Source organism: Ensifer oleiphilus (genome assembly GCF_013371465.1).
Classification (GTDB): Bacteria; Pseudomonadota; Alphaproteobacteria; order Rhizobiales; family Rhizobiaceae; genus Ensifer; species Ensifer oleiphilus.
This window is the reverse complement of sequence record NZ_JABWDU010000006.1, coordinates 195,231-217,071: the sequence shown is the minus strand read 5'-3', so window position 1 is coordinate 217,071 and position 21,841 is coordinate 195,231. Positions and strand designations below refer to the sequence as shown.

At 63.4% G+C, this 21,841-nt stretch carries 12 protein-coding genes; 1 reads left to right on the top strand and 11 read right to left on the bottom strand.

All coding sequences use genetic code 11. From position 1 onward, the window contains the following. Positions 1-126: 126 nt before the first annotated feature. From HT585_RS22385 to HT585_RS22340, 10 genes are all read right to left on the bottom strand, one after another. Entirely contained in the window at positions 127-1,755 is a 1,629-nt protein-coding gene (locus tag HT585_RS22385; RefSeq protein ID WP_176355003.1) for an alpha-D-glucose phosphate-specific phosphoglucomutase, read from the bottom strand. 6 nt (positions 1,756-1,761) lie between these two features. Then, positions 1,762-3,204 carry a glycogen synthase GlgA gene (gene glgA, locus HT585_RS22380; RefSeq protein ID WP_176355002.1) on the bottom strand — a complete coding sequence of 481 codons (1,443 nt, stop codon included), beginning with the start codon at positions 3,202-3,204 and terminating at the stop codon, positions 1,762-1,764. An 11-nt stretch (positions 3,205-3,215) separates the two neighbouring features. Next, entirely contained in the window at positions 3,216-4,478 is a 1,263-nt protein-coding gene (glgC, locus tag HT585_RS22375; protein WP_176355001.1) for a glucose-1-phosphate adenylyltransferase, read from the bottom strand. A 124-nt stretch (positions 4,479-4,602) separates the two neighbouring features. Continuing rightward, complete coding sequence (gene glgB, locus HT585_RS22370) at positions 4,603-6,813, bottom strand: 1,4-alpha-glucan branching protein GlgB (protein WP_176355000.1); 2,211 nt, start codon at positions 6,811-6,813, stop codon at positions 4,603-4,605. Further along, positions 6,810-9,275, bottom strand: a complete 2,466-nt coding sequence (locus tag HT585_RS22365) for a glycogen/starch/alpha-glucan phosphorylase (RefSeq protein ID WP_425513774.1) — start codon at positions 9,273-9,275, stop codon at positions 6,810-6,812. The genes glgB and HT585_RS22365 overlap by 4 nt, the downstream gene beginning before the upstream one ends. A 225-nt stretch (positions 9,276-9,500) precedes the next feature. Continuing rightward, a complete protein-coding gene (locus HT585_RS22360; RefSeq protein WP_246707846.1) occupies positions 9,501-10,751 on the bottom strand; it encodes a TadE/TadG family type IV pilus assembly protein in 1,251 nt (416 codons plus the stop codon). Positions 10,752-10,926: 175 nt separating this feature from the next. Continuing rightward, on the bottom strand, positions 10,927-11,805 hold the full coding sequence (locus HT585_RS22355) for a transglutaminase family protein (protein ID WP_176354999.1): 879 nt from the start codon (positions 11,803-11,805) through the stop codon (positions 10,927-10,929). A 16-nt stretch (positions 11,806-11,821) separates the two neighbouring features. Next, a complete protein-coding gene (locus tag HT585_RS22350; protein WP_176354998.1) occupies positions 11,822-14,230 on the bottom strand; it encodes a circularly permuted type 2 ATP-grasp protein in 2,409 nt (802 codons plus the stop codon). Continuing rightward, complete coding sequence (locus tag HT585_RS22345) at positions 14,231-17,557, bottom strand: transglutaminase family protein (RefSeq protein WP_176354997.1); 3,327 nt, start codon at positions 17,555-17,557, stop codon at positions 14,231-14,233. It abuts the gene before it with no gap. Between the two features lie 401 nt (positions 17,558-17,958). Beyond that, positions 17,959-18,993, bottom strand: coding sequence for an aldo/keto reductase (locus HT585_RS22340; RefSeq protein WP_176355130.1), 1,035 nt, complete (start codon positions 18,991-18,993; stop codon positions 17,959-17,961). Positions 18,994-19,104: 111 nt separating this feature from the next. Here HT585_RS22340 and HT585_RS22335 point away from each other — a divergent pair, with 111 nt between their 5' ends. Next, a complete protein-coding gene (locus HT585_RS22335; protein WP_176354996.1) occupies positions 19,105-20,013 on the top strand; it encodes a LysR family transcriptional regulator in 909 nt (302 codons plus the stop codon). Between the two features lie 21 nt (positions 20,014-20,034). Here HT585_RS22335 and HT585_RS22330 read toward each other — a convergent pair whose 3' ends face one another. Beyond that, complete coding sequence (locus HT585_RS22330) at positions 20,035-21,792, bottom strand: GGDEF domain-containing protein (RefSeq protein WP_176354995.1); 1,758 nt, start codon at positions 21,790-21,792, stop codon at positions 20,035-20,037. Positions 21,793-21,841 lie beyond the last annotated feature (49 nt).

Sequence of the window (21,841 nt, the reverse complement as noted above, 5' to 3'; positions counted from 1 at the left end):
ACCTGACGCGCAAAGGACGCTGCAACACTTGAAGTCTGCCGCATATTTCCCGTCTTAAATCGCTTCCGATTTCAGGAACTGTGCAGCAGCGATATCAGGTCTTCGAGCGCCCCGAGGGGCGCTCACTCAGGTGATGACGCTCGGCTCGGTGCGGCCAGTGCGGGTCTTGATGCCGGCGATCTCATCGGCAACGAGGATGAGGTCGGCGAGTGCCTCCTGGGTGTCGATGTCGTGACGGGTCGGGTCCGGCTCGAAACGTTCGATATAGACTCGCAGAGTCGCACCCGACGTGCCGGTTCCCGACAGGCGGAAGACGACGCGCGAGCCGCCTTCGAACAGGATACGGATGCCCTGGTTCTTGCTGACGGAATGGTCGACCGGATCATGATAGGAAAAGTCGTCTGCCGTTGCGACCTTGAGCGCGCCGAAGGATTTTCCGGGTAGGGTCGAGAGCTGGTCGCGAAGCGCTGCCACCAGGCCGTTGGCGGCGTCGCTGTCCACTTCTTCGTAGTCGTGGCGCGAGTAGTAGTTGCGGCCGTAGGTCGCCCAGTGCTTGGCTGCGATGTCGAGCGCGCTTTCCTTGCGCACGGCAAGGATGTTGAGCCAGAGCAGAACCGCCCAGAGACCGTCCTTTTCGCGCACATGGTTGGAGCCGGTGCCCGCACTTTCCTCGCCGCAGATCGTCGCCATGCCCTCGTCCAGCAGGTTGCCGAAGAACTTCCAGCCGGTCGGCGTCTCATAGAGGCCGATGCCGAGCTTTTCGGCGACCCGGTCGGCGGCCCCGCTTGTTGGCATCGAACGGGCAATACCGGCGAGGCCCTTGGCGTAGCCCGGCGCCAGATGCGCATTGGCGGCCAGCATCGCCAGGCTGTCGGAAGGCGTGATGAAGATGCCGCGGCCGATGACGAGGTTGCGGTCGCCGTCGCCGTCGGAGGCTGCGCCGAAATCGGGGGCGTCCGGCGCCATCATCGTCTCGTATAATGCGCGGGCGTGCACCAGGTTCGGGTCCGGGTGGTGGCCGCCGAAGTCCGGCAGCGGAATGAAGTTCATTACCGAGCCCTTCGGCGCGCCCAGGCGCTTCTCGATGATCTCCTTGGCGTAAGGCCCGGTGACGGCGCTCATCGCGTCGAAGACGACGCGGAAGCCGCCCGCGATCAGCTTGCGGATGGCATCGAAATCGAACAGGCTTTCCATCAGTGTGGCGTAGTCTGACACGGGGTCGATGACCGTGACGGTCATGCCGTCGATGTCCTGCGTGCCCTCGGCATCGAGATTGACGTCGGCGACATCGGAAATCTTGTAGGTGTCGATCACCTGGCTGCGGGCATAGATCGCGTCGGTGACCTTCTCCGGCGCCGGGCCGCCATTGCCGATGTTGTACTTGATACCGAAGTCTTCGGTCGGGCCGCCGGGGTTGTGGCTGGCAGACAGCACGATGCCGCCGAAGGCTTCGTATTTGCGGATGACGTTGGAGGCGGCGGGCGTCGACAGGATGCCGCCGCGGCCGACGAGCACGCGGCCGAAGCCGTTGGCCGCGGCCATCTTGATGGCGATCTGGATGACTTCGCGGTTGTAGAAGCGGCCGTCGCCGCCGATCACCAGGGTCTGGCCGGCAAAGCCTTCGAGCGCGTCGAAGATCGACTGGATGAAGTTCTCGGCATAGTTCTTCTGCTGGAACACCGGAACCTTCTTGCGCAGGCCGGACGTGCCGGGCTTCTGGTCGCCATAGGGTGTGGTGGTGACTGTTCTTATCATTCTGGCTTAGCCTTTCCCGAGAAGACCGGAATATAGAGAGACGTAACGCTCGGCGCTTCTGGCCCAGGAAACGTCCGATTTCATGCCCTGGGTCTGCAGACGCGCCCAGACTTTCGGTTCGTTGTATGCACGGAAGACGCGCCGGATCGCAAGACGCAACCCGTCGGCGGTAACAGGCGTGAACTGGAAACCGGTCGCCACCTTTGCCGATAGTCCGGCTTCGTTCGCGTCGATGATGGTGTCGGCAAGACCGCCGGTGCGGGCGACGACCGGCACGCAGCCGTAGCGCAGGCCGTAGAGCTGCGTCAGCCCGCAGGGCTCGAAGCGCGACGGGATGAGGATTGCGTCCGATCCTGCCTGCATCAGGTGCGAGAGCGGTTCGTTATAGCCGGTGACCATGCCGACATGGCCGCGGTGGCGCGAGGCGGCAGCAAGAAGTGCGCCTTCGAGCGCGGTGTCGCCGGAGCCGAGAACGATGAGCTTGCCGCCCATCGCCACGATCTCGTCGGTAACTTCGGCAAGCAGATCCATGCCCTTCTGCCAGGTGAGCCGGCTGATGACGCAGAAGATCGGGCCATTGCCCTGTTCCAGCCCGAAGCGTTCTTCGAGCGCCCGCCGGTTGGGGCCACGTTGCTTCAAGGTCGTCGGGCTGAAATGCTGGGCGATCAGCGGATCGCTTGCCGGGTTCCAGACATCGGCGTCGATGCCGTTGACGATGCCCACGAGGTCGGAAAGCCTGCTCTTCAGCAGGCCCTCGAGGCCCATGCCGAATTCCGGTGTCAAGATCTCCTGCGCATAGGAGGGGCTGACGGTGGTGATCGCGTTTGCCGTCTGTAGGCCGCCCTTGAGGAAGCAGACGTCGCCGTAGTACTCGACGAACTGCATAGAGAAGGCTTCGGGCGGAAGCGCCAGCTCGGCAAAGACCGCCGGCCCGAACTGTCCCTGGAAGGCGATGTTGTGGATGGTCATGACCGTCGGCGTCGAGGCCGCGCGGCCGAAGCGCATGTAGACCGGCGTCAGCGCCGTCTGCCAGTCGTGCACGTGGACGATGTCGGGCTTCCAGCCGGCCACGACGTCGCCGGCCGCGATTTCGGCCGCAGCCAGCGACAAGGCGGCGAAGCGGCGGAAGTTGTCGACATAGTCGCGCCCGGTGGCATCGACATAGGGGCCGCCGTCGCGGTCGTAGAGCGCGGGCAGATCAAGCACCAGGAGGTCCAGACCGTCGAGATCGGCCGCCAGAACCGAGGCCGGGATGCCGAACAGGTTGGCAAAACTGCCGACCTTCTTTTTCTTCTTCAGCTTCTGCAGCACCGCGGGATAACCGGGCACCAGGGTGCGGGTGCGGATACCGTGCGGCGACAGTGCGGCCGGCAGGGCGCCGACGACGTCGGCAAGCCCCCCGGTCTTGACCAGCGGATACACTTCGGACGCGACGGAAAGAATGTTCATCAGCGGCGGACCTACATTCCCAGCTTGTCGATCATCGTTTGGGTAATCAGGCAAACGCCGTTTTCCGAACGGCGGAAGCGTTTGGCATCCAGCTCCGGATCTTCACCGACGACGAGGCCCTCCGGAATGACCACCCGGCTGTCGATCACCACGTTGCTCAGCAACGTGCGGCGACCGATCTTCACATCGGGCAGGATGACGGCATTTTCCAGTCGCGAATATGAATTTACGCGGACGCCCGTGAAGAGCAGGCTGCGATTGAGGGCAGCACCGGAGATGATGCAGTCGCCCGACACCAGCGATGAGGTCGCCGAGCCGCGGCGGTTTTCGTCGTCATGCACGAACTTTGCCGGCGGCTTGATCTCGGCAAAGGTCCAGATCGGCCAGGTGCTGTCGTAGATGTCGAGTTCCGGCGTCACGTGGGTCAGGTCGATATTGGCCTGCCAGTAGGCATCGATCGTGCCGACGTCGCGCCAATAGGCTTCGCGTTCGAAATCCGAGCGCACGCAGGATTGGTTGAAGCGGTGGGCGACGGCCTTACCGTTTTCGACGATATAGGGAATGATATCCTTGCCGAAGTCGCGGCTCGATTTCGGATCGGCGGCGTCGCGCCGCAACACATCCATCAGGAACTTGGTGTGGAAGACGTAGATGCCCATCGAGGCGAGCGCCATGCCGGGATTGCCGGGAATGCCCGGCGGATCGGCCGGTTTCTCGACGAAGGCGATGATGCGATCCTTGTCGTCGACATGCATGACGCCGAAGCCGGTCGCTTCCATGCGCGGCACTTCGAGGCAGCCGATGGTGACGTCGGCGCCGGAATCGACGTGCTGCTGCAACATCAATTCGTAGTCCATCTTGTAGATATGGTCGCCCGCCAGGATCACCATGTATTCGACGCCGTGATCCTCGATGATGTCGATGTTCTGGTAGACCGCGTCGGCGGTGCCTTCGTACCATTGCGTTTCTGAAACGCGCTGGCTTGCCGGCAGGATATCGAAGCTTTCGTTTCGCTCGGGGCGGAAGAAGTTCCAGCCCCGCTGCAGGTGGCGGATCAGCGAGTGTGCCTTGTACTGCGTGGCGACGCCGATGCGGCGGATGCCGGAGTTTAGCGCGTTCGAAAGGGCGAAGTCGATGATGCGGGCCTTGCCGCCGAAATAGACGGCTGGTTTCGCCCGCCGGTCGGTCAGCTCCTTCAGACGGCTGCCGCGGCCGCCAGCGAGAACATAGGCCATGGCATCACGGGCCAAGGGTTGCGTACGCTTTTCCACCATTTGTCCTCCCCAAATTGATTGTTCCTCGGGATCGTCACGGCGACCTTTGCGACGCCTTGCGGCCCTCGAAATTTCTTGACGCCTTTTCCACGAAAACCGCTTGGGACGGCTTGCCGGAAAGGCACTAATCCTGTTCCAGCATCAGCGTTGCCAAGGGCGGCAATGTGATGGTGGCTGTCAGTGCTCCTGTCTTGTCCTTTTGTGCCTGAACGGCGCCGCCGTTGCCCTTGCCACTCCCCCCATAGATTTCCGCGTCGGTGTTCAAGATTTCCTTCCATCGACCCGCGACCGGAAGCGGGATCGTGTAGTTTTCCCGGTAGACGGGCGTGAAATTGGTGATGACGGCGACGAGCTTCTCGCCGGGCGCCTTACGCAGCCAGGCAAAGACCGAATTGTCGCGGTCGTCGGCGATCAGCCATTCGAAGCCGTCCTGCTCGCAGTCACGGGCATGCAGTGCCGGCTTTGAGCGATAGGTGCCGTTGAGGTCGCGCACCAGCCGCCGCATGCCTTCGTGCAGGTGATATTCGAGCAGGTTCCAGTCTAGCGCCCGCTCCTCCGACCATTCGCGCCACTGCGCAAATTCCTGTCCCATGAACAGGAGTTTCTTGCCGGGGTAGCCCCACATGAAGGCATAATAGGCGCGCAGGTTGGCGAACTTCTGCCAGTCGTCGCCGGTCATCTTGGCGATGAGCGAACCCTTGCCGTGCACGACTTCGTCATGGGACAGCGGCAGAACGAAGTTTTCGCTGAAGGCGTAAAGCAGACCAAAGGTCAGGTCGTTGTGGTGGTGACGGCGGTGGATCGGCTCGCGCGACATATATTGCAGCGTGTCGTGCATGAAGCCCATGTTCCACTTGAAGCCGAAACCCAAGCCCCCGGCATGGACCGGATGAGACACTTTTGGCCAGGAGGTCGATTCCTCGGCAATCGTCAGGATGCCCTTGTGGGAGGCGTAAATCTCGGTGTTCATCGTCTGAACGAAGCGGACTGCCTCCAGGTTCTCGTTGCCGCCATACTCGTTCGGCACCCATTCGCCGTGTTTGCGCGAGTAGTCGAGATAGAGCATTGAGGCCACGGCATCGACGCGCAGACCGTCCACGTGGAATTTCTCCGCCCAATAGAGCGCGTTGTTGACGAGGAACGACAGCACTTCCTGGCGGCCGAAATTGTAGATCGCCGTGTTCCAGTCAGGATGAAACCCCTGGCGCGGATCCTCGTGCTCGTAGAGTGCGGTGCCGTCGAACCAGCGCAAGCCATGCTCATCGGTCGGGAAATGCGCCGGGACCCAATCGAGGAGCACGCCCAGGCCGACCTTGTGGCAGCCATTGACGAACCGCGCGAAGCCTTCCGGTTCGCCGAAGCGTGCCGTCGGCGCATAGAGGCCGGTCGTCTGGTACCCCCAGGACGGGTCGTAGGGAAACTCGGAGATCGGCAGGAACTCGATGTGGGTAAAGCCCATGTCGACGCAGTAGGGGATCAGCCGGTCGGCAAGCTCGTCCCAGGAGAGCATGTCGCCGTTGTCGCGGCGCTGCCAAGAGCCGGCATGCACCTCGTAGATCGAGATCGGCTGGCGGCGGGCATCAGTCGATGCCCAGTGCGCACGGTGCGCCTCATCTTCCCAAACCTGCGCGATTTCGGGCGTCGTCACCGAAGCGGTGTTGGGCCGAAGCTCCGAGCGGCGCGCGAAGGGGTCCGCCTTCAGCGGCAGCAGCGTGCCCTGGCGGTCAAGGATCTCATACTTGTAGGCAAGACCCGCCTCGACGCCGGGGATAAAGATCTCCCAGATGCCGGTGTCGGTGCGAAGCCGCATGACATGGCGCCGCCCGTCCCAGTCGTTGAACTGGCCGACCACCGAGACACGCTTGGCATTCGGGGCCCAGACGGCGAAATGGTAGCCTTGAGCGCCTTCATGGTCGATCGGATGCGCGCCCATCTTGTCGAACAGGCGCAGGTGCGAGCCTTCGCGAATGTAGTAGTCGTCCATCGGACCGAGCACGGGGCCGAAACTGTAGGGATCGACGACGATCCACTCGCCGCCATCGTTGCGCGCGCGGTAACGCACCGGCTGGATCTTGCGCAGAGCGACCGGTCCCTCGAAGAAGCCGGCGTCGTCGCGCCGCTCGAGGGTTCCGAGTTCCTTGCCCGCCAGCGTTTCCGCGACGACGTTGACGGCGTCCGGGATGAAGCAGCGGGCGACGTAGTTTTTCCCCGCCGGATGCACGCCCAGAACGGCAAAGGGATCGTCATGCGTGCCCGTGAGAATGGCCGCAATGGCCGGCATTGACAGCAGGGCTGAGGCTGCAGGTTCCGGGTCCTTGCCGGCCGAAGGGGTCATCCGGCTCTCCAAATTTCCCCGGCATATTGCCGGATGGTACGATCGGACGAGAACCAGCCCATGCGCGCGGTGTTGCGCACGGCCTGCGAATACCACGCCGACGGCGTCGTCCACAGCTGGTCGATTTCACGCTGCGCCTTGGCATAGGCTTCGAAATCGGCCGCCACCATAAACCAGTCGTGATTGTAGAGGCCGTCGACGAGGCTGGTGAAACGGTTGCGGTCGTCGGGCGAAAACACACCCGAAGCGATCGCCTGCAACGCCTGCGACAGTTCGCGCGAGCCCTCGATGATGGCGCGCGGATTGTGCCCCTCGGCACGGGCATTGGTGACTTCCTCGGCCGTCAGACCGAAGATCTTGATGTTCTCCTCGCCGACCCAGTCGCGCATCTCGACATTGGCGCCGTCGAGCGTGCCGATCGTCAGTGCGCCGTTCAGCGCGAACTTCATGTTGCCGGTGCCAGACGCCTCCATGCCGGCAGTCGAGATCTGCTCGGACAGGTCGGCGGCGGGAACCATGATCTCGGCCAGCGAGACGTTGTAGTTGGGCACGAAGACGATCTTCAGGAGACCGCGGACGGCCGGGTCGTTGTTGACGACACGCGCGACGTCGTTGGCCAGTTTGATGATCAGCTTGGCGTTGTGGTAGCTCGGCGCCGCCTTGCCGGCAAACAGCTTGACGCGCGGCACCCAGTCAAGCTCGGGATGCGAGCGGATCTGGTCGTAGAGCGCGACCGCCTCGATGATGTTGAGAAGCTGGCGCTTGTATTCGTGGATGCGCTTGATCTGGATGTCGAACATCGCCGAGGGATCGAGCCTGATGCCGAGGCGGCTTTGCACGAGCTGTGCGAGCTTGACCTTGTTGGCGCGCTTGACGGCGGCGAACTGCTCCTGGAAATCCGGCTTGTCGGCGAAGGCATCGAGGGCCTGAAGCGCCTCAGTATTGTCCATGAACTCGTCGCCGATCGCCTCTCGGATCAGGCTGAACAGGCCCGGATTGCACTGCATCAGCCAGCGGCGTGGGGTGATGCCGTTGGTCTTGTTGTTGATACGATCGGGGTAGAGCCGATGCAGGTCGGCAAACACCGTTTCCTTCATCAGTTCCGTGTGCAGCGCCGAGACGCCGTTGATCGAATGCGAGCCGACGAAGGCAAGGTTGCCCATGCGCACACGGCGCTCGCCGCTTTCGTCGATCAGCGAGATGTTGCGGATCTCCTGGTCGGTGGCGCCCTTCTGCTTGCGCGCCTCGATCAGGATCTTGGCGTTGATCGCATAGACGATCTGCATGTGGCGCGGCAGCAGCCGTTCGAACAGCGGCACGGGCCAGCTCTCGAGCGCCTCCGGCAGCAGCGTATGGTTGGTGTAGGAAATGGTGCGGCGGGTGATGTCCCAGGCCTGTTCGAAATCGAGGCCGTGGATGTCGGTCAAGAGCCGGATCAGTTCGGCGATCGAGACCGCCGGGTGTGTATCGTTGAGCTGGATCGCGACCGCATCGGGCAGGGACGTGAAATCGGGATACTGCTGCAGGTGGCGGCGCAGGATGTCCTGCAGCGAGGCCGACGAGAAGAAATATTCCTGACGCAGCCGAAGCTCCTGGCCAGCCGGTGTCGCGTCGGCGGGATAGAGCACGCGGGTCAGGCTTTCGGCCTTGTTGCTTTCGCGCAGCGCGCCGATGTGGTCGCCGGCGTTGAAGGCATCGAGCAGGATCGGGTCGATTGGCTGGGCCGTCCAGAGCCGTAAAGTGTTGACGCGCTTGGCGCGCCAGCCGACGGCCGGGGTGTCGAAGGCGGTGGCGATCACGCGTTCCGCCGGCTTCCAGACGAAGCGCTGGATTTCCTCGTCGACATTGGCGGTTTCGACGATGCCGCCGAAGCCGATCTCATAGGAGCTTTCGCGCCGCTCGAACTCCCAGGGGTTGCCGTGGGCAAGCCAGGTTTCGGGCAGTTCGACCTGCCAGCCATCGGCCATCTGCTGGCGGAACAGGCCGTGCATGTAGCGGATGCCGTAGCCGTAGGCCGGAACGTCGACGGTCGCCATGGATTCCATGAAGCAGGCTGCGAGACGGCCGAGGCCGCCGTTGCCGAGCGCCGCGTCGGGTTCCAGCAAGGCGATGACGTCGATATCGACCCCGAGCGAAGCGAGCGCATCGCGCATCTCCTCCATCAGTCCGATATTGGTCATGGCATCGCGCATCAGCCGGCCGATGAGGAACTCGAGCGAGAGATAATAGACGCGCTTGGCGCCGGTCGCGTAGGTCTGGCGGGTCGAGTCCATCCACTTGTCGGTGATGCGGTCGCGCACCACGAGGATAGCCGCCGTCAGCCAGTCATGCGGCTTCGCGACCTTCGGATCCTTGCCGATGCGGTACTTCAAGCGTTCGAGAATTTCGACTGCAAGCTGATCGGGTTCGGAGGAACGAAGTGCGGGCTGCGGCAGTTCGTTGGCGGAAATCTTGTTCATCATCAGAACTGTCTTACCCTTTTGCGTTGGGAGGTCGCAGGCCGGAACCGACCGGGGATGGGCAATTTATGCATCGATCCGAAGCGCTTGCAACAGCTGTTTTTAAAAGGATTAGAATTGCCTGAATAGAAGGGATGTGGGTTGGTGCACTGAAGCTTTGGCGGTCCCGCCAACGAAAAATGCCGCCCGGCTGGACCGGACGGCATAGTGTTGCGCGCTTTTGTTTGTTTACTTGGTCAGGCGGGTCGCCATGGCCGAGGCCTTCTCGCCGATCGCCTTGAAGGCTGCGATCAGATCGGCAGCTTCGTCTGCCTCGAAGTAGTTGGCGGCAGTCGTGGCGCAGGCCTTGAGCAGTTTCTGGCCGCGGTCGGGTGCCATGAAGGCGACCGTGTAGACCTGAACGTTGTTCTTGCGTGCCGTGTCGCACCATTGCAGCGTCACGGTATCGTCGCTGGTGTTGTTGTTGTCGCCATCGGTCATGAAGACGATGTACTTCGTGGCGACCTGACCGTTCTTGGTCTTGTGCGCCGTGTCCTCGGTGGTCGCGATGACCTTGCCGTAAGCCGTCTTGAAGGCATTGCCGGATGCGGTGCCGCCGGTTGCAACGAGGGCGTTGACGTAGGTTGCGGTTCCCGTCGTGCCCCAATCGAGACTACCGGCCGTATCCTGCGCCGAATTGTAGGAAACGGCTGCCGTGCGGACATAGAGATCCTTCGGATCGGCCGTCTTGAGCTGTGCGAGCAGATCCTTGACGGCCGTCTTCAAGGCATCGACCTTGGTGACATAGCACGGGCTGCTTGCCTTGAGGTTCGGGTATTTGCTCCAGTTCGCCTCGGTGTAGTTCGGGCACGACGTCTTCGTCGTATCCTTGGTGTTGGTCTTCCAGGCCATGGATCCGGAACGGTCGAGCACGAGATACATCGACAGCGCGTTCTTGGTTTCGGTGGCGCTTTCCGCCGTAGCCCGCGTCTCGAGCAGTATCGAATCCTGCCCAAGGAGGCGTGTCATCGCGTTGAACTGAATGGTCTTCTTGTTGGCGACCGTCACCTTGAAGGCCTTGCCGGTCGCGCCGTTGGCGGTCTCGAGAATGTCGACCGTCGAGGAGTTGACCTCCAACTCTTCAGGCGCTGCCGATTTGGCCGCTGCGAGAGAGCTGCTGCCGGACGCGCCATCGTCGCTGCCCGGAACGTCGACGACATTGCCGGCGGTTTGAGCCTTCAGGAAGTTTGTCGCAATTTCCTTGGCCTTCGCGATATCGGGCTTTTCCTTCGATACCAGAGCGGAGGCTGCCGCGAGTGCCGCCGCGTCGGCCGCATCCTGCATCTGGTTTTTGGTGGTTACCATCTTGGCCATGTCGATGGCGACGCCACCGGCGGCAAGGATCAATGGCATTACCAAGGCTGCCATTATGCCGAAATTGCCGCCACGGTCCTTCAGCATAGCCATGAAGGACCGGTTGATCGTGGATCGTTTTCCCATCTCTGCACACCCCAAGGAACACGTTGCAAGCTTGAGGCGACATTAGCCGCGATGGCTTACGATATCGTTCAGGTGAAAGATTCAATTTTAGCGGAATGCCGGAAATCCAGTGCTTACAGCAGGTTCCGGCGATGCCGCGGTGTTTGAAAACGGGAATACGATGTCTCGAAACGGGTCAGTTGACCGGAATGACGTCAACGGCCTGTTCGGTCTTCTGTCCGCCATAGCTCTTCAAGACGCCGATGACGGGCGCGACGTCGCCGTAGTCCCGGCCATGGCCGACGACGATATGATCGGTTCCAGCGGGAATATTGTTGGTTGGATCGAGTTCGAGCCAGCCCGCGGTGGTGCCGCACCAGATACGAACCCAGGCGTGCATGGCGTCGGCCCCTTCCAGGCGCTCCTTGCCTTCAGGCGGGATCGTCCTTAAGAATCCACTAACATACCCGGCGGGAATGCCGAGGCTTCTCAGCGCCACGATCATCACATGGGTGAAATCCTGGCACACTCCGCGCTTCAGCTCGAAGGCTTCGGCCGCCGTGGTGTTCACCGTCGTCGCCTCGGCATCGTAGACGAAGTCCCGGTGGATGCGGGCGCAGATCGCCGTTGCAATCTGGCGGATGGTCATGCCGGGGGTAACGACAGCCCGGGCATAGGCCTCGATTTCCGGCACGTCTGCCAGCAGCGGGCTCGGGCCGACGAAATGATGCGGCGCTTCCGGGTCGACCGACCAGCAGGCGGCCAGCTCCATCGGCAGGCGGGAAAGATCTGCTGAAAAGTCGGCCGTCAGCGGCAGCGGCTCCACATGTACGCGCGCCTGCATGCGGATCACGAGGTCGTCATGGGCGGAGCGAAACAGGATGGCGGTGAAGGGATTGGCGAAGAAGTCGACGCTTTCGGAGCGTTCCGCCGGCACCGGATGGCAGCTCAGCGAGCCGACGACGAGCCTCTGCCGGCCGGGCAGCGTCGCGGGCAGCACGCGCACCAGATGGCGCCCGCCGGACACGGGCACTTCGTAGCCGTAGGTGATCTTCAGGCTGATGTCGTAGAGCATGGGCGCGTCCTGCCGGTCAGCCGAGATAGGTGTTGGCGAGAATGTTGGAGAGTTCTTCCAGATCCCGTTCCAGCCTGTTGTAGACGCCGAGGTTCATGGCCTCCGGCGTCATGACAGCGAGACCGGAATGCAGGCGCATCGCCTCGCGATAGAAGGGCGACATCTGGCCGTTGACACAGGCGTTCGGCAGAAGCTCGACCTCGGTCTTGATCTCGTTCAGCTGGTAGAGCACCGAGCGCGGGTTGAGCGGGTCGAGCGCCAGAAGGTCGGTCACGGTGAGTGCTGCGGTGTTGACGTTGTAGCGCCGTCGATGGGTCATGACGCTGTCGCCGATTTCAAGCAGCATGTCATAGGCGCCATCGGGCGCGTTCGGGCCGGACATATGGCCGAGCAACCGCGTCATGTGCAGGCCGCGCTCGATATAGCGGCCGATCGACAGGAAGCGCCAGCCGGTGAAGCGGTACATGTTTTCGTGCACGAGCCCGGCAAAGCCCGCAAGCTTGCGCAACAGCACGGTCATGGCGCGGGTCGCGTCGTCGCCTGATTGCACCGTTGCATGGAATTTGCGCGCCGTCTGCGACAGGTCGTTGAGCGCCAGCCAGCCGTCCGGCGAAAAGCGGTCGCGGATATTGCCGGCGCTGAAGAGCGCGCTTGAAATGTTGGCGAGCAGGCTGTCGGGCACAGCCTGGCGGGTATCGATATCCAACGCCGCCAGGTAGTCGGTGACATCCTGCAGCAGCGGCAGGCTCGGGTCGGCGGTCTCGGCAAACCGGCCGTGCCAGGCCCTGAGGATGCGCAACGCCCCTTCGGCCCGCTCGATGTAGCGTCCGAGCCAGAACAGGTTGTCGGCAGCCCGGCTCGGCAGGCTTCCCGGCATGTTGCGGGTGAAGCTTTCTTCCGCCGGCAAAAGCGTCGTACGTTCGACCGGCCGGTCGCTGACGATCCAGACGTCGGCGGCGGTACCGCCTGCCTGCATTGCGATGGCGGCAACGTCATCGCCGGAGCCGATGCGGGCGAAACCACCGGGCATGATCTGCCAGCCGTCGCGGGTGCGGGCGGCAAAGACGCGCAGGCTCATCGGGCGCGGTGTCAGTCGGCCGCGCACCCAGGCCGGTGTCGTCGACAGCGTCACCGCCTCCTGGCCAACGAGCTTGCCTCCCTCTGCATCGAGCCAGTGGGCGATCGATGCCGCGTCCTTTTCCGCCAGAGACGCGCCGAGCACCGACTGGCCGTTGTCGTCGAACAGGGGGCGGGTCGCATAGGCCGGACCGATGACCATGCGATCGATGTTGGCGGCAACCTGAGCCCGCTCGGACGTCTGGCCGCACCACCAGGTGGCGATCGACGGCAGCTTCTGGTCTTCGCCGAGCAGATGCCGGCAGATCGCCGGCATGAAGGCGAGAAAGGCGCGCGTCTCGACGATGCCGGAGCCGAGCGCGTTGACGATGGCGACGGACCCGGCGCGCAGAGCCTCGACGATCCCCGGCGTGCCGATATGCGAAGACTGATTCAGTTCGAGCGGGTCGGCAAAGGCCGCGTCGAGGCGGCGCCAGAGCACGCCGACCGGTTTTAGGCCCGCGACCGTGCGCACCATCACCCGGCCGCCGACAACCGTCAGGTCTTCGCCTTCGAGCAGCATGAAGCCGAGGTAGCGGGCAATGTAGGCGTGTTCGAAATAGGTCTCGTTGGCGATGCCGGGAGAAAGCACGGCGATGCGGTCGTCCGGATGCAGCTTGCGCGCCTGCAGCGTGTCGCGGAAGGCGCCGAAGAAGCCGGCAAGGCGATGCACATGGGTTTCGGCGTAGAGATTGGAGAAGGCCCGGGTGGTGGCAACCCGGTTTTCCAGCGCGAAGCCGGCGCCCGACGGCGCCTCCGTGCGGTCCGAAAGCACCCACCAGTTGCCATCGGGCCCGCGGCCGATCTCGAAGGAGATGAACTGCAGGAAATGGCCATCGGCCGGCTTGACGCCGACAAGCGGGCGGAGAAATTCAGGGTTGGAGGCGACCAGGGCCGGAGGCAGCAGACCCTCTCGCACCAGGCGATTTTCGCCATAGATGTCGGCGACCACCTTTTCCAGAAGTTCGGCCCGCTGGATGAGCCCTTGCGAGACCGTCGCCCATTCATTCTCATCGATCAGGACCGGGATATGCGACAGCGGCCAGCTTCTCTCCGAGCTGTCCTTGCCGCCATAGACCCGGTAGAAGACGCCGGCGTCGCGCAGGTATCTATCGGCGCGCGCGAAGCGGTTGGCAAGCTCGGTTTCGTCGAGGCGGCCAAGCGTCGAAAGCAGCCGTTGCCAGACGGGCCGCACATTGCCTTGCGCGTCGAGCATCTCGTCGGCAATGCCCGGAAGGGCACGGTAGCCGAAGACCGGATCGTCATCGATACCCAGCCGGTCTGCCGCTGCTGTCTGCTTCTTCGCCATTTACGCTCCTGGCGGACGCCTGAGATCAAGCGTCATCGGAAATTCCATCGACGGGCTTTCCGGATGAAGCAGATAGCCTCCCGGGGTGTGGCCCCATGGCTCGAACCGCGCCAATCGCCGCGCTTCTGCCTCGTTGCCGTTGACCGGAAATGTTTCGTAACTGCGCCCGCCCGGATGGGCGACGTGGTAGACGCATCCGCCAATCGCCCGATTCGACCATGTATCATAGATATCGAATGTAAGGGGAGTGTTGACGGGCAAAACCGGGTGAAGACCGGCTGCCGGCTGCCAGGCCTTGTAGCGGACGCCGGCAACGGCGCTGCCGTTGGTGCCGGCCTTGGCCAGAGGCACGGGACGGCCGTTGCAGGTGACGGTGTAGCGCTCGGGATTGGGCGTATCGAGCTTGACCTGCAGCCGCTCGACGGAGCTGTCGACATAGCGCACCGTACCGCCGATCGCCCCCTGTTCGCCCATGACATGCCAGGGTTCCAGCGCCTGGCGGATTTCCAGCTTGCCGCCCTCGTATTCGACTTCGCCGCAGAAGGGGAAGCGAAACTCGAGCTGGGCTTCGAACCATTCCGGCCGAAGGTCGAAGCCGTGGGCGCGCAGGTCGGCAAGGACTTCGAGAAAATCCTGCCAGACGTGATGAGGCAGCATGAAGCGGTCATGAAGCGCGGTGCCCCAGCGCACGAACCGGCCGTCGAGCGGATGCTTCCAGAAGCGGGCGATGAGCGCGCGCACCAGCAACTGCTGGGCAAGCGACATGCGGGCATTGGGCGGCATTTCGAAACCGCGGAATTCGACGAGGCCAAGACGGCCGGTCGGTCCATCCGGCGAAAACAGCTTGTCGATGCAGATTTCGGCGCGATGGGTGTTGCCGGTAACGTCAACGAGCAGATTGCGGAACAGCCGGTCTACCAGCCAGGGCAGGGGCGGCGGCGTTGCGGAGCCGGGCAGCGGCACCTGTGAGAGCGCGATCTCCAGCTCGTAGAGCTGATCGTGGCGGGCCTCGTCGATGCGCGGCGCCTGGCTCGTCGGGCCGATGAACATGCCGGAAAACAGGTAGGAGAGCGACGGATGGCGCTGCCAGTGCAGCACGATGCTCTTCAACAGGTCGGGCCGGCGCAGAAACGGGCTGTCATTGGGGTTGGCGCCGCCGACGACCACGTGATTGCCGCCGCCGGTGCCGGTGTGGCGACCGTCGATCATGAACTTGTCGGCGCCGAGCCGGCTTTGGCGCGCCTCTTCATAAACGGCCGTGGTGATATCGACGCACTCCTGCCAGCTGGCGGCCGGATGGATGTTGACCTCGATGACGCCGGGGTCGGGCGCGACGCGGATGACGTTGATGCGCTCGTCGTGCGGCGGCGCGTAGCCTTCGATGTGAAGCGGCAGGCCGAGGGCGGCAGCCGCCCGCTCGGTCGACGCGATCAGGTCGAGATATTCCTCGATGCTTGTCGTCGGCGGCATGAAGACGCAGAGCCTGCCGTCGCGCGGCTCGACGCTGATGGCTGTGCGCACCAATCCGGCGATCTCGTCGCGCGGTTGCGCCTGCGGTGTTTCCGGTCCTTCCGTCGCCTGAAAGCGTGAATGCTGCGGGCGCACGCTGGTCTCAGTGAAATCCGGCAGATCGTCGCGCGGAACGGTCGGGTCAACAGGATGGATGTAGGGATAGGCCGACGGCGGGACATGGGGCAGGGCGCCGAGCGGCAGGCGGTAGCCGACGGGGCTGTCTCCGGGGACAAGGAAGATGCGGCCGCGGCGCGTCTGCCACTTCTCGCTCATCCACCTCACGCCGGTCGCGCGCGCATTCCAGGCCTGCACCGGCAGCACATAGCCGGTGGGTGCCGTCAGGCCGCGCTCGAACACGCGGGCCATGCGGCTGCGCTCTTCCGGGTCCTTCAGCTTGGAGTTGGCCGGATCGACATTGTCGGGAAGGTTCGCCTCCTTGAGCAGCCAGTCGGCCGGATCTTCGAAGGCCGGCACCACCATCTCCGTCGGCACGTTCAATTCCGCCGCCACCACATGCAGCAGGCGCTCGGCGTCCTCTGCCGTCACGTCGTGACGCCCGTTCTCCTCGGCAATGAGATCGGGCTGCCGCCAGATCGGCACGCCGTCCTTGCGCCAGTAGAGCGAGAAGGTCCATCGCGGCAGGCTTTCGCCCGGATACCACTTGCCCTGGCCGTAATGCAGGAAACCGCCGGGGGCGAAGCGCTCGCGCAGCCGGCGGATGAGGATATCCGCCTTCTCGCGTTTCGTCGGCCCGACGGCCTCGGTGTTCCACTCCTCGGCCTCGAAGTCGTCGATCGACACGAAGGTCGGCTCGCCGCCCATGGTCAGGCGCACGTCGTTTTCGGACAGTACCCGATCGACGTGATTGCCAAGCGCGTTCAGCGCTTCCCAGCTTTCGTCGGAGAACGGCTTGGTGATGCGCGGATGCTCGGCGACGCGCGAGACCTTCATGTCGAAGGCAAAGTCGGTGCGGGTCTCGGGATCGCCGAAGAAGCCGCCTGAGATTGGAGCGGCGTTGCGATAATGCGGCGTGGCGGCCAGCGGAATGTGGCTCTCGCCGGTCAGGAGCCCGGAGGTCGGGTCGAGGCCGACCCAGCCGGCGCCCGGCAGGTAGACTTCGGCCCAGGCGTGCAGATCGGTAAAATCGTGCTCGGTGCCGGAGGGACCGTCGAGCGCCTTCAGATCGGGCGCCAGCTGGATGAGATAGCCTGAGACAAAGCGGGCGGCAAAGCCGAGATTGCGCAGGATCTGGACGAACAGCCAGCTCGAATCGCGGCACGACCCTCTGGCCGACGTCAGCGTTTCCTCGGGCAGCTGGACGCCGGGCTCCATGCGGATGACATAGCCGACCTCCTGCTGCAGCCGGGCATTGAGGCCGACGACCATGTCGATGGTCCGCTGGCGGGAGCGGTCGACGGTTGCCATGAACGAGGACAGCGCCGGCCCCATCGGTTCCGGCGTCATGTAGATCTTCAGGTCGTCGATCAGGTCCTCCGGGTAGGCGAAGGGCCAGTGCTCGGATTCTTCCTCGATGAAGAAGTCGAAGGGATTGTAGACCGTCATGTCGGCAACGAGATCGACTTCGATCTTCAACTCGGTGACCGGGTCGGGGAAGACGTAGCGGGCGAGGTAGTTGCCGTAAGGATCCTGCTGCAGGTTGACGAAGTGGTTGGCCGGCGAAACCTTCAGCGAGTGGCTGATGACCTTGGTCTTGGAGTGCGCCGCCGGTTTCAATCGGATGATCTGCGGTGAAAGCCGGATCGGCCGGTCATAGGTATAGTGGGTCAGGTGGTAGATACTGGCCTTGATCGACATACCGGATTTTGTCCCCTTGATGGCAGGTTTGATACCAACCTTCGCCAATATTGGCCTCTTGCGTGGGACCGTCTGCGGTCAGCCGGCAAGGAGCATACCGCAGAGCGATGCCTTGGCATCGGTCGAGGATTGCGACGCTGCCGTTCGCCGACAGACGGCCCACTCGAAGGGCAGGGCGCTTTTGGCCCCCGGACAGCGTCGATGATCCTCACCGGACCGCTTGGGTCCGCTTCCGGTTCTCTCCTTGCCGAAAACCAAAATCGCTCCGGCGCAAGAGGTCAATATCGGCGCAGGTTGGTATTGCGCGCCATTCCCGGGAAGTTTGTGCAATGCGAAGAGAGAAAGCAAGCGCGAAAGACGGCGCCGGATTTCTCCGGCGCGTCTGCCGTCGGGACCGGCGATCACACGGCCGGCGGGTTCAGTCGGGCAAAGCCTTCCTGCAGGTGATAGGGGAAGTGCGGATAGGCGGGTGTCTTGCCGCTGGCCTTGTCCAGCCGGCCGATCTGCTCTGCGGTCAGCGACCAGCCGACAGCGCCGAGATTCTGGCGCAACTGCTCTTCGTTGCGCGCCCCGATGATGACGCTCGACACAGTCGGGCGCTGCAGCAGCCAGTTGATGGCGATCTGCGGAATGGTCCTGCCGGTCTCGCCGGCCAGTTCGTCGAGCATGTCGACGATATCGTAGAGCGTGTCGTCCTCAACTGGCGGACCAAACGAGGCCGTATCGTGCAGGCGGCTTCCTTCCGGCCAGGGCTGGCCGCGCCGGATCTTGCCGGTCAGCCGGCCCCAGCCGAGCGGGCTCCAGACGAGTGCGCCGACACCCTGATCGCGCCCAAGCGGCATCAGCTCCCATTCATAGTCGCGCCCGACCAGCGAATAGTAGACCTGGTGGGCGACATAGCGCGGATAGCCATGCTTCTCTGCTGCTGCGAGCGACTTCATCAGCTGCCAGCCGGCGAAATTGGAGACGCCGACGTAGCGCAGCTTGCCGGCGCGTACCAAGGTATCGAGGGTCGAAAGCACCTCTTCGACCGGCGTGCCGGCATCGAAGGCGTGCAGTTGCATGAGGTCGATATAATCGGTGCCGAGGCGGCGCAGGGCATCGTCGACACCCTTGATCAACCGGGAGCGGGAGGAGCCGGCGTCGTTCGGGCCATCACCCACCGGCAGCGACATCTTGGTCGAGATCAGCACGTCGTTGCGCCGTCCCTTGATGGCCGCGCCGAGCACCTGTTCGGAGGCGCCATCGGAATAGACATCGGCCGTATCGAACAGATTGACGCCGGCCTCGATGCAGATGTCGACGAGACGGCGCGCCTCGGCATTGTCGCTATTGCCCCAGGCGCTGAAAAGCGGGCCCTTGCCGCCGAACGTACCGGCGCCGAAGCTCAGCGCCGGAACCTTCAATCCTGATGAGCCAAGCCGTCTGTATTCCATCATTCGAACTCCTCGTTGCTGTCCATGCCTGTCTTGGCAAAGGGAAGATGGTGTCTCCGCCATTTGAGAGGTAGACCATCTGCAGGAACATCATTTGTGAGTTGAAGTCACATGTCTCGAAACGCGATCAACCGCTCCGGCGAAATGGCCGTCTTCGTCAGGGCTGTCGAACTCGGCGGTTTCTCGGCGGCGGCGCGCGAATGCTGCATGACGCCGTCGGCGGTGAGCAAGCTGGTGCAGCGGCTGGAAGAGAGGCTCGGCGTTCGGCTGATCAACCGCTCGACGCGGCAATTGCAGCTGACGCCGGAGGGCTGTGCCTTTCATGAGCGGGCGGCCCGCATTCTCGCCGATATCGACGACGCGGAGAGACAGGCGGCTGTCGGCGATGTGCCTGCCGGGCGTGTCCGCATCAATGCCAGCGCATCTTTCGCCGCCCATGTGCTGATGCCGCTGCTGCCGGAATTGCTGAGCGCATATCCGGATCTTTCGGTCGATATCATCCAGAACGATGCCGTCGTCGACCTGATGGCGGAGCGCGTCGACATCGCGATCCGTGCAGGGCCGCTTAAGGCTTCCAGGCTGATTGCGCGCAAGCTCGGCAGCACGTCGATGACCATCGTCGGCGCGCCGTCCTACCTCGAACGTTGCGGCCGGCCCGAGACCCTTGACGATTTAAGGGCGCACAATCGCCTGAGCCTGAGCTATGCGCGGGCAGTCGACGGTTGGCCGCTGTTATCCTATGGCCAAGCAATATTGGTGCCGCCGAGTGAAAAGGTGCGCGTCAGCGACGGGGAAGGATTGCGTCGTCTGGCGCTTACCGGCGTCGGACTGGCGAGGATGGCGACCTTCACCGTTCGCGACGACATCGCTGCCGGCCGGCTGGTGCCGCTTGTCGAACATCTCAATCCGGGGGATCGAGAAACCTTCCATGCGGTGTTTCAAGGGCAGGGCGGCGCGCTACCGTCCCGCGTCCGGGTGATGCTCGACTTTCTGGCAGGGCGGGCACGGCTTTCCGGCTGATGACGCGACGGGAGCCCAGGGCTAGCCGCAAACGCGATTGCGACCTGCGGATTTGGCGCGGTAGAGTTCGGTATCGGCGCTTTCGATCAGGCCTTTCCAGCCCGGATTGGCGTCGGCGCCGGCGACGCCGAAGCTTGCGGTGACGTTCAGTTCCCGGCCATCGGCAAGGGTGATCGGCGCGCGCGCCAGGTTCGAGCGAATGCGCTCGGCAAGGGCGCGGGCTGCCTCGAGATCGTCGCCAGGCGTGATGACGGCAAACTCCTCGCCGCCAAAACGGGCCACCAGGTCAGACGAGCGCACGGAATAGCGAATGATACGGGCGGTTTCCTTCAGCACGATGTCGCCGACGAGATGGCCGTGCGTGTCGTTGATCTGCTTGAAGTGGTCGATATCCATGAGGATGAGACAGGCGTTCTTGTCGTTGCCTGCTGCATCCTCGGCGCCGCCGATGAGTTCCAGCGCGCGACGGTTGAGCAGGCCGGTCAATTCATCCGTTTCGGCCTGGCGTTCGAGATGCTTCATCAGGAGCGTGCGCTCGTCGAGCCTCACGCGCAGCACGTCGATCGCATCGAAGAGCCGTCCCATTTCGCCTTCGCCGCCTTTGCCGCTCAATCGGGCGATCGGGCGGTCGTTGGCAAGTTCGATGATGCTGTGGCGGGCGAGCAGCAGCGGCTCGAACACCAGCGACCGTGCGCGACGCATGAGAATGAGAAGGACGATGAACAGGGCGAAGGTTGCCGTGCTGGCGATCGTCAGCTTGATCGAGGCCTGAGTCTTGCTGCTGGCGAGCCGCTCTACCGTTGCATCCATGAAATCGCGGCGAAGGGTTTCGAGCGGCTTCATTTTCGGAACGTAGCGGTCGGTGAACTGCTCCGCCGTCATCGGGTAGTGCCCGGTATGCCGGCCAACCGACACGACGCTGTCGATGATCGCAAAACCCTCGCCGAAGAACTCGTGTTCAATGGCGGCGATATCGGCGATGTTCTTCGGCTTCAGCCCCGGCAGCGCACCCGGCCTGCCGACGACAGACCAGATTTCCTGCAGGCGACCGCGGGTTCGCTCGCTGTCTGCGATGTTCCTGGCTTCCAGCGGTTGTCCGACCGCGACCGGAGCCATGAGCTGTGAGGCAAGGCGGCCCCCGTCCTCGCGCAGATTGGCCAGCATATGGGCGGCGATGGCGATGCCGGCCAGATCGGGATCGGTGTTGGTCAGACGCTGGATGTTCCAGTCGAAGGCGGGGCGCATCGCGTCGATCACCGCGAACATGCCCTCGATCGCCAGCTGGATTTCCTTGAGGTCGCGGCGTTCCGGCGGCAGGGCGGCGATGCGGTCGATTTCGGCGCGGGCGATGACAAGGCGGCGCTGGACTTCCGCCAGGATGGGGGAGAGTGCCGCTGCCGGCTCCGACCGGCTGCCATCGGTCGCGCCGGCAATGATCTCAGAGAGGGCAGCGTCGCTGCGCGACCTGAACTCGGCAAGGCGTGCCTGAACCGAGCCCGTGGCGACGCCGATGCCCATGACCCCGTTCGACGGTCCGCGCTCGGCCGACAGATAGGTCGCCGTGTCGAGAACGCGGCAGAACGCCATGACTTCCACAAGGTTGCGTCGGGCGATGACGAAGTCGGAGTAGGATGCGGCAATGATTTCGGTTGCCAGCACACCCGTACAGGCCACCACGATGCCAATCAGCCACTGCAGTTTGCGGCGAAGCAGCTTGGCCGAGCGAATGTCCCCCACGCTCTTGCGGTCCTCTAGCTCATTGTCGGTGTGATTGGTCATTTGCGCGAAGTTGGTCCACCAATGCACCGGCCATCGTACCGGAGGTCGC

What these genes read in the sequence shown, in the direction of transcription:
- HT585_RS22385 (WP_176355003.1), bottom strand. Translation starts at nt 1,755, where the DNA reads ATGATAAGAACAGTCACCACCACACCCTATGGCGACCAGAAGCCCGGC.
- glgB (WP_176355000.1), bottom strand. Translation starts at nt 6,813, where the DNA reads ATGACCCCTTCGGCCGGCAAGGACCCGGAACCTGCAGCCTCAGCCCTG.
- HT585_RS22350 (WP_176354998.1), bottom strand. Translation starts at nt 14,230, where the DNA reads ATGGCGAAGAAGCAGACAGCAGCGGCAGACCGGCTGGGTATCGATGAC.
- HT585_RS22340 (WP_176355130.1), bottom strand. Translation starts at nt 18,993, where the DNA reads ATGGAATACAGACGGCTTGGCTCATCAGGATTGAAGGTTCCGGCGCTG.
- HT585_RS22365 (WP_425513774.1), bottom strand. Translation starts at nt 9,275, where the DNA reads ATGATGAACAAGATTTCCGCCAACGAACTGCCGCAGCCCGCACTTCGT.
- glgC (WP_176355001.1), bottom strand. Translation starts at nt 4,478, where the DNA reads ATGGTGGAAAAGCGTACGCAACCCTTGGCCCGTGATGCCATGGCCTAT.
- glgA (WP_176355002.1), bottom strand. Translation starts at nt 3,204, where the DNA reads ATGAACATTCTTTCCGTCGCGTCCGAAGTGTATCCGCTGGTCAAGACC.
- HT585_RS22335 (WP_176354996.1), top strand. Translation starts at nt 19,105, where the DNA reads ATGTCTCGAAACGCGATCAACCGCTCCGGCGAAATGGCCGTCTTCGTC.
- HT585_RS22330 (WP_176354995.1), bottom strand. Translation starts at nt 21,792, where the DNA reads ATGACCAATCACACCGACAATGAGCTAGAGGACCGCAAGAGCGTGGGG.
- HT585_RS22360 (WP_246707846.1), bottom strand. Translation starts at nt 10,751, where the DNA reads ATGGGAAAACGATCCACGATCAACCGGTCCTTCATGGCTATGCTGAAG.
- HT585_RS22345 (WP_176354997.1), bottom strand. Translation starts at nt 17,557, where the DNA reads ATGTCGATCAAGGCCAGTATCTACCACCTGACCCACTATACCTATGAC.
- HT585_RS22355 (WP_176354999.1), bottom strand. Translation starts at nt 11,805, where the DNA reads ATGCTCTACGACATCAGCCTGAAGATCACCTACGGCTACGAAGTGCCC.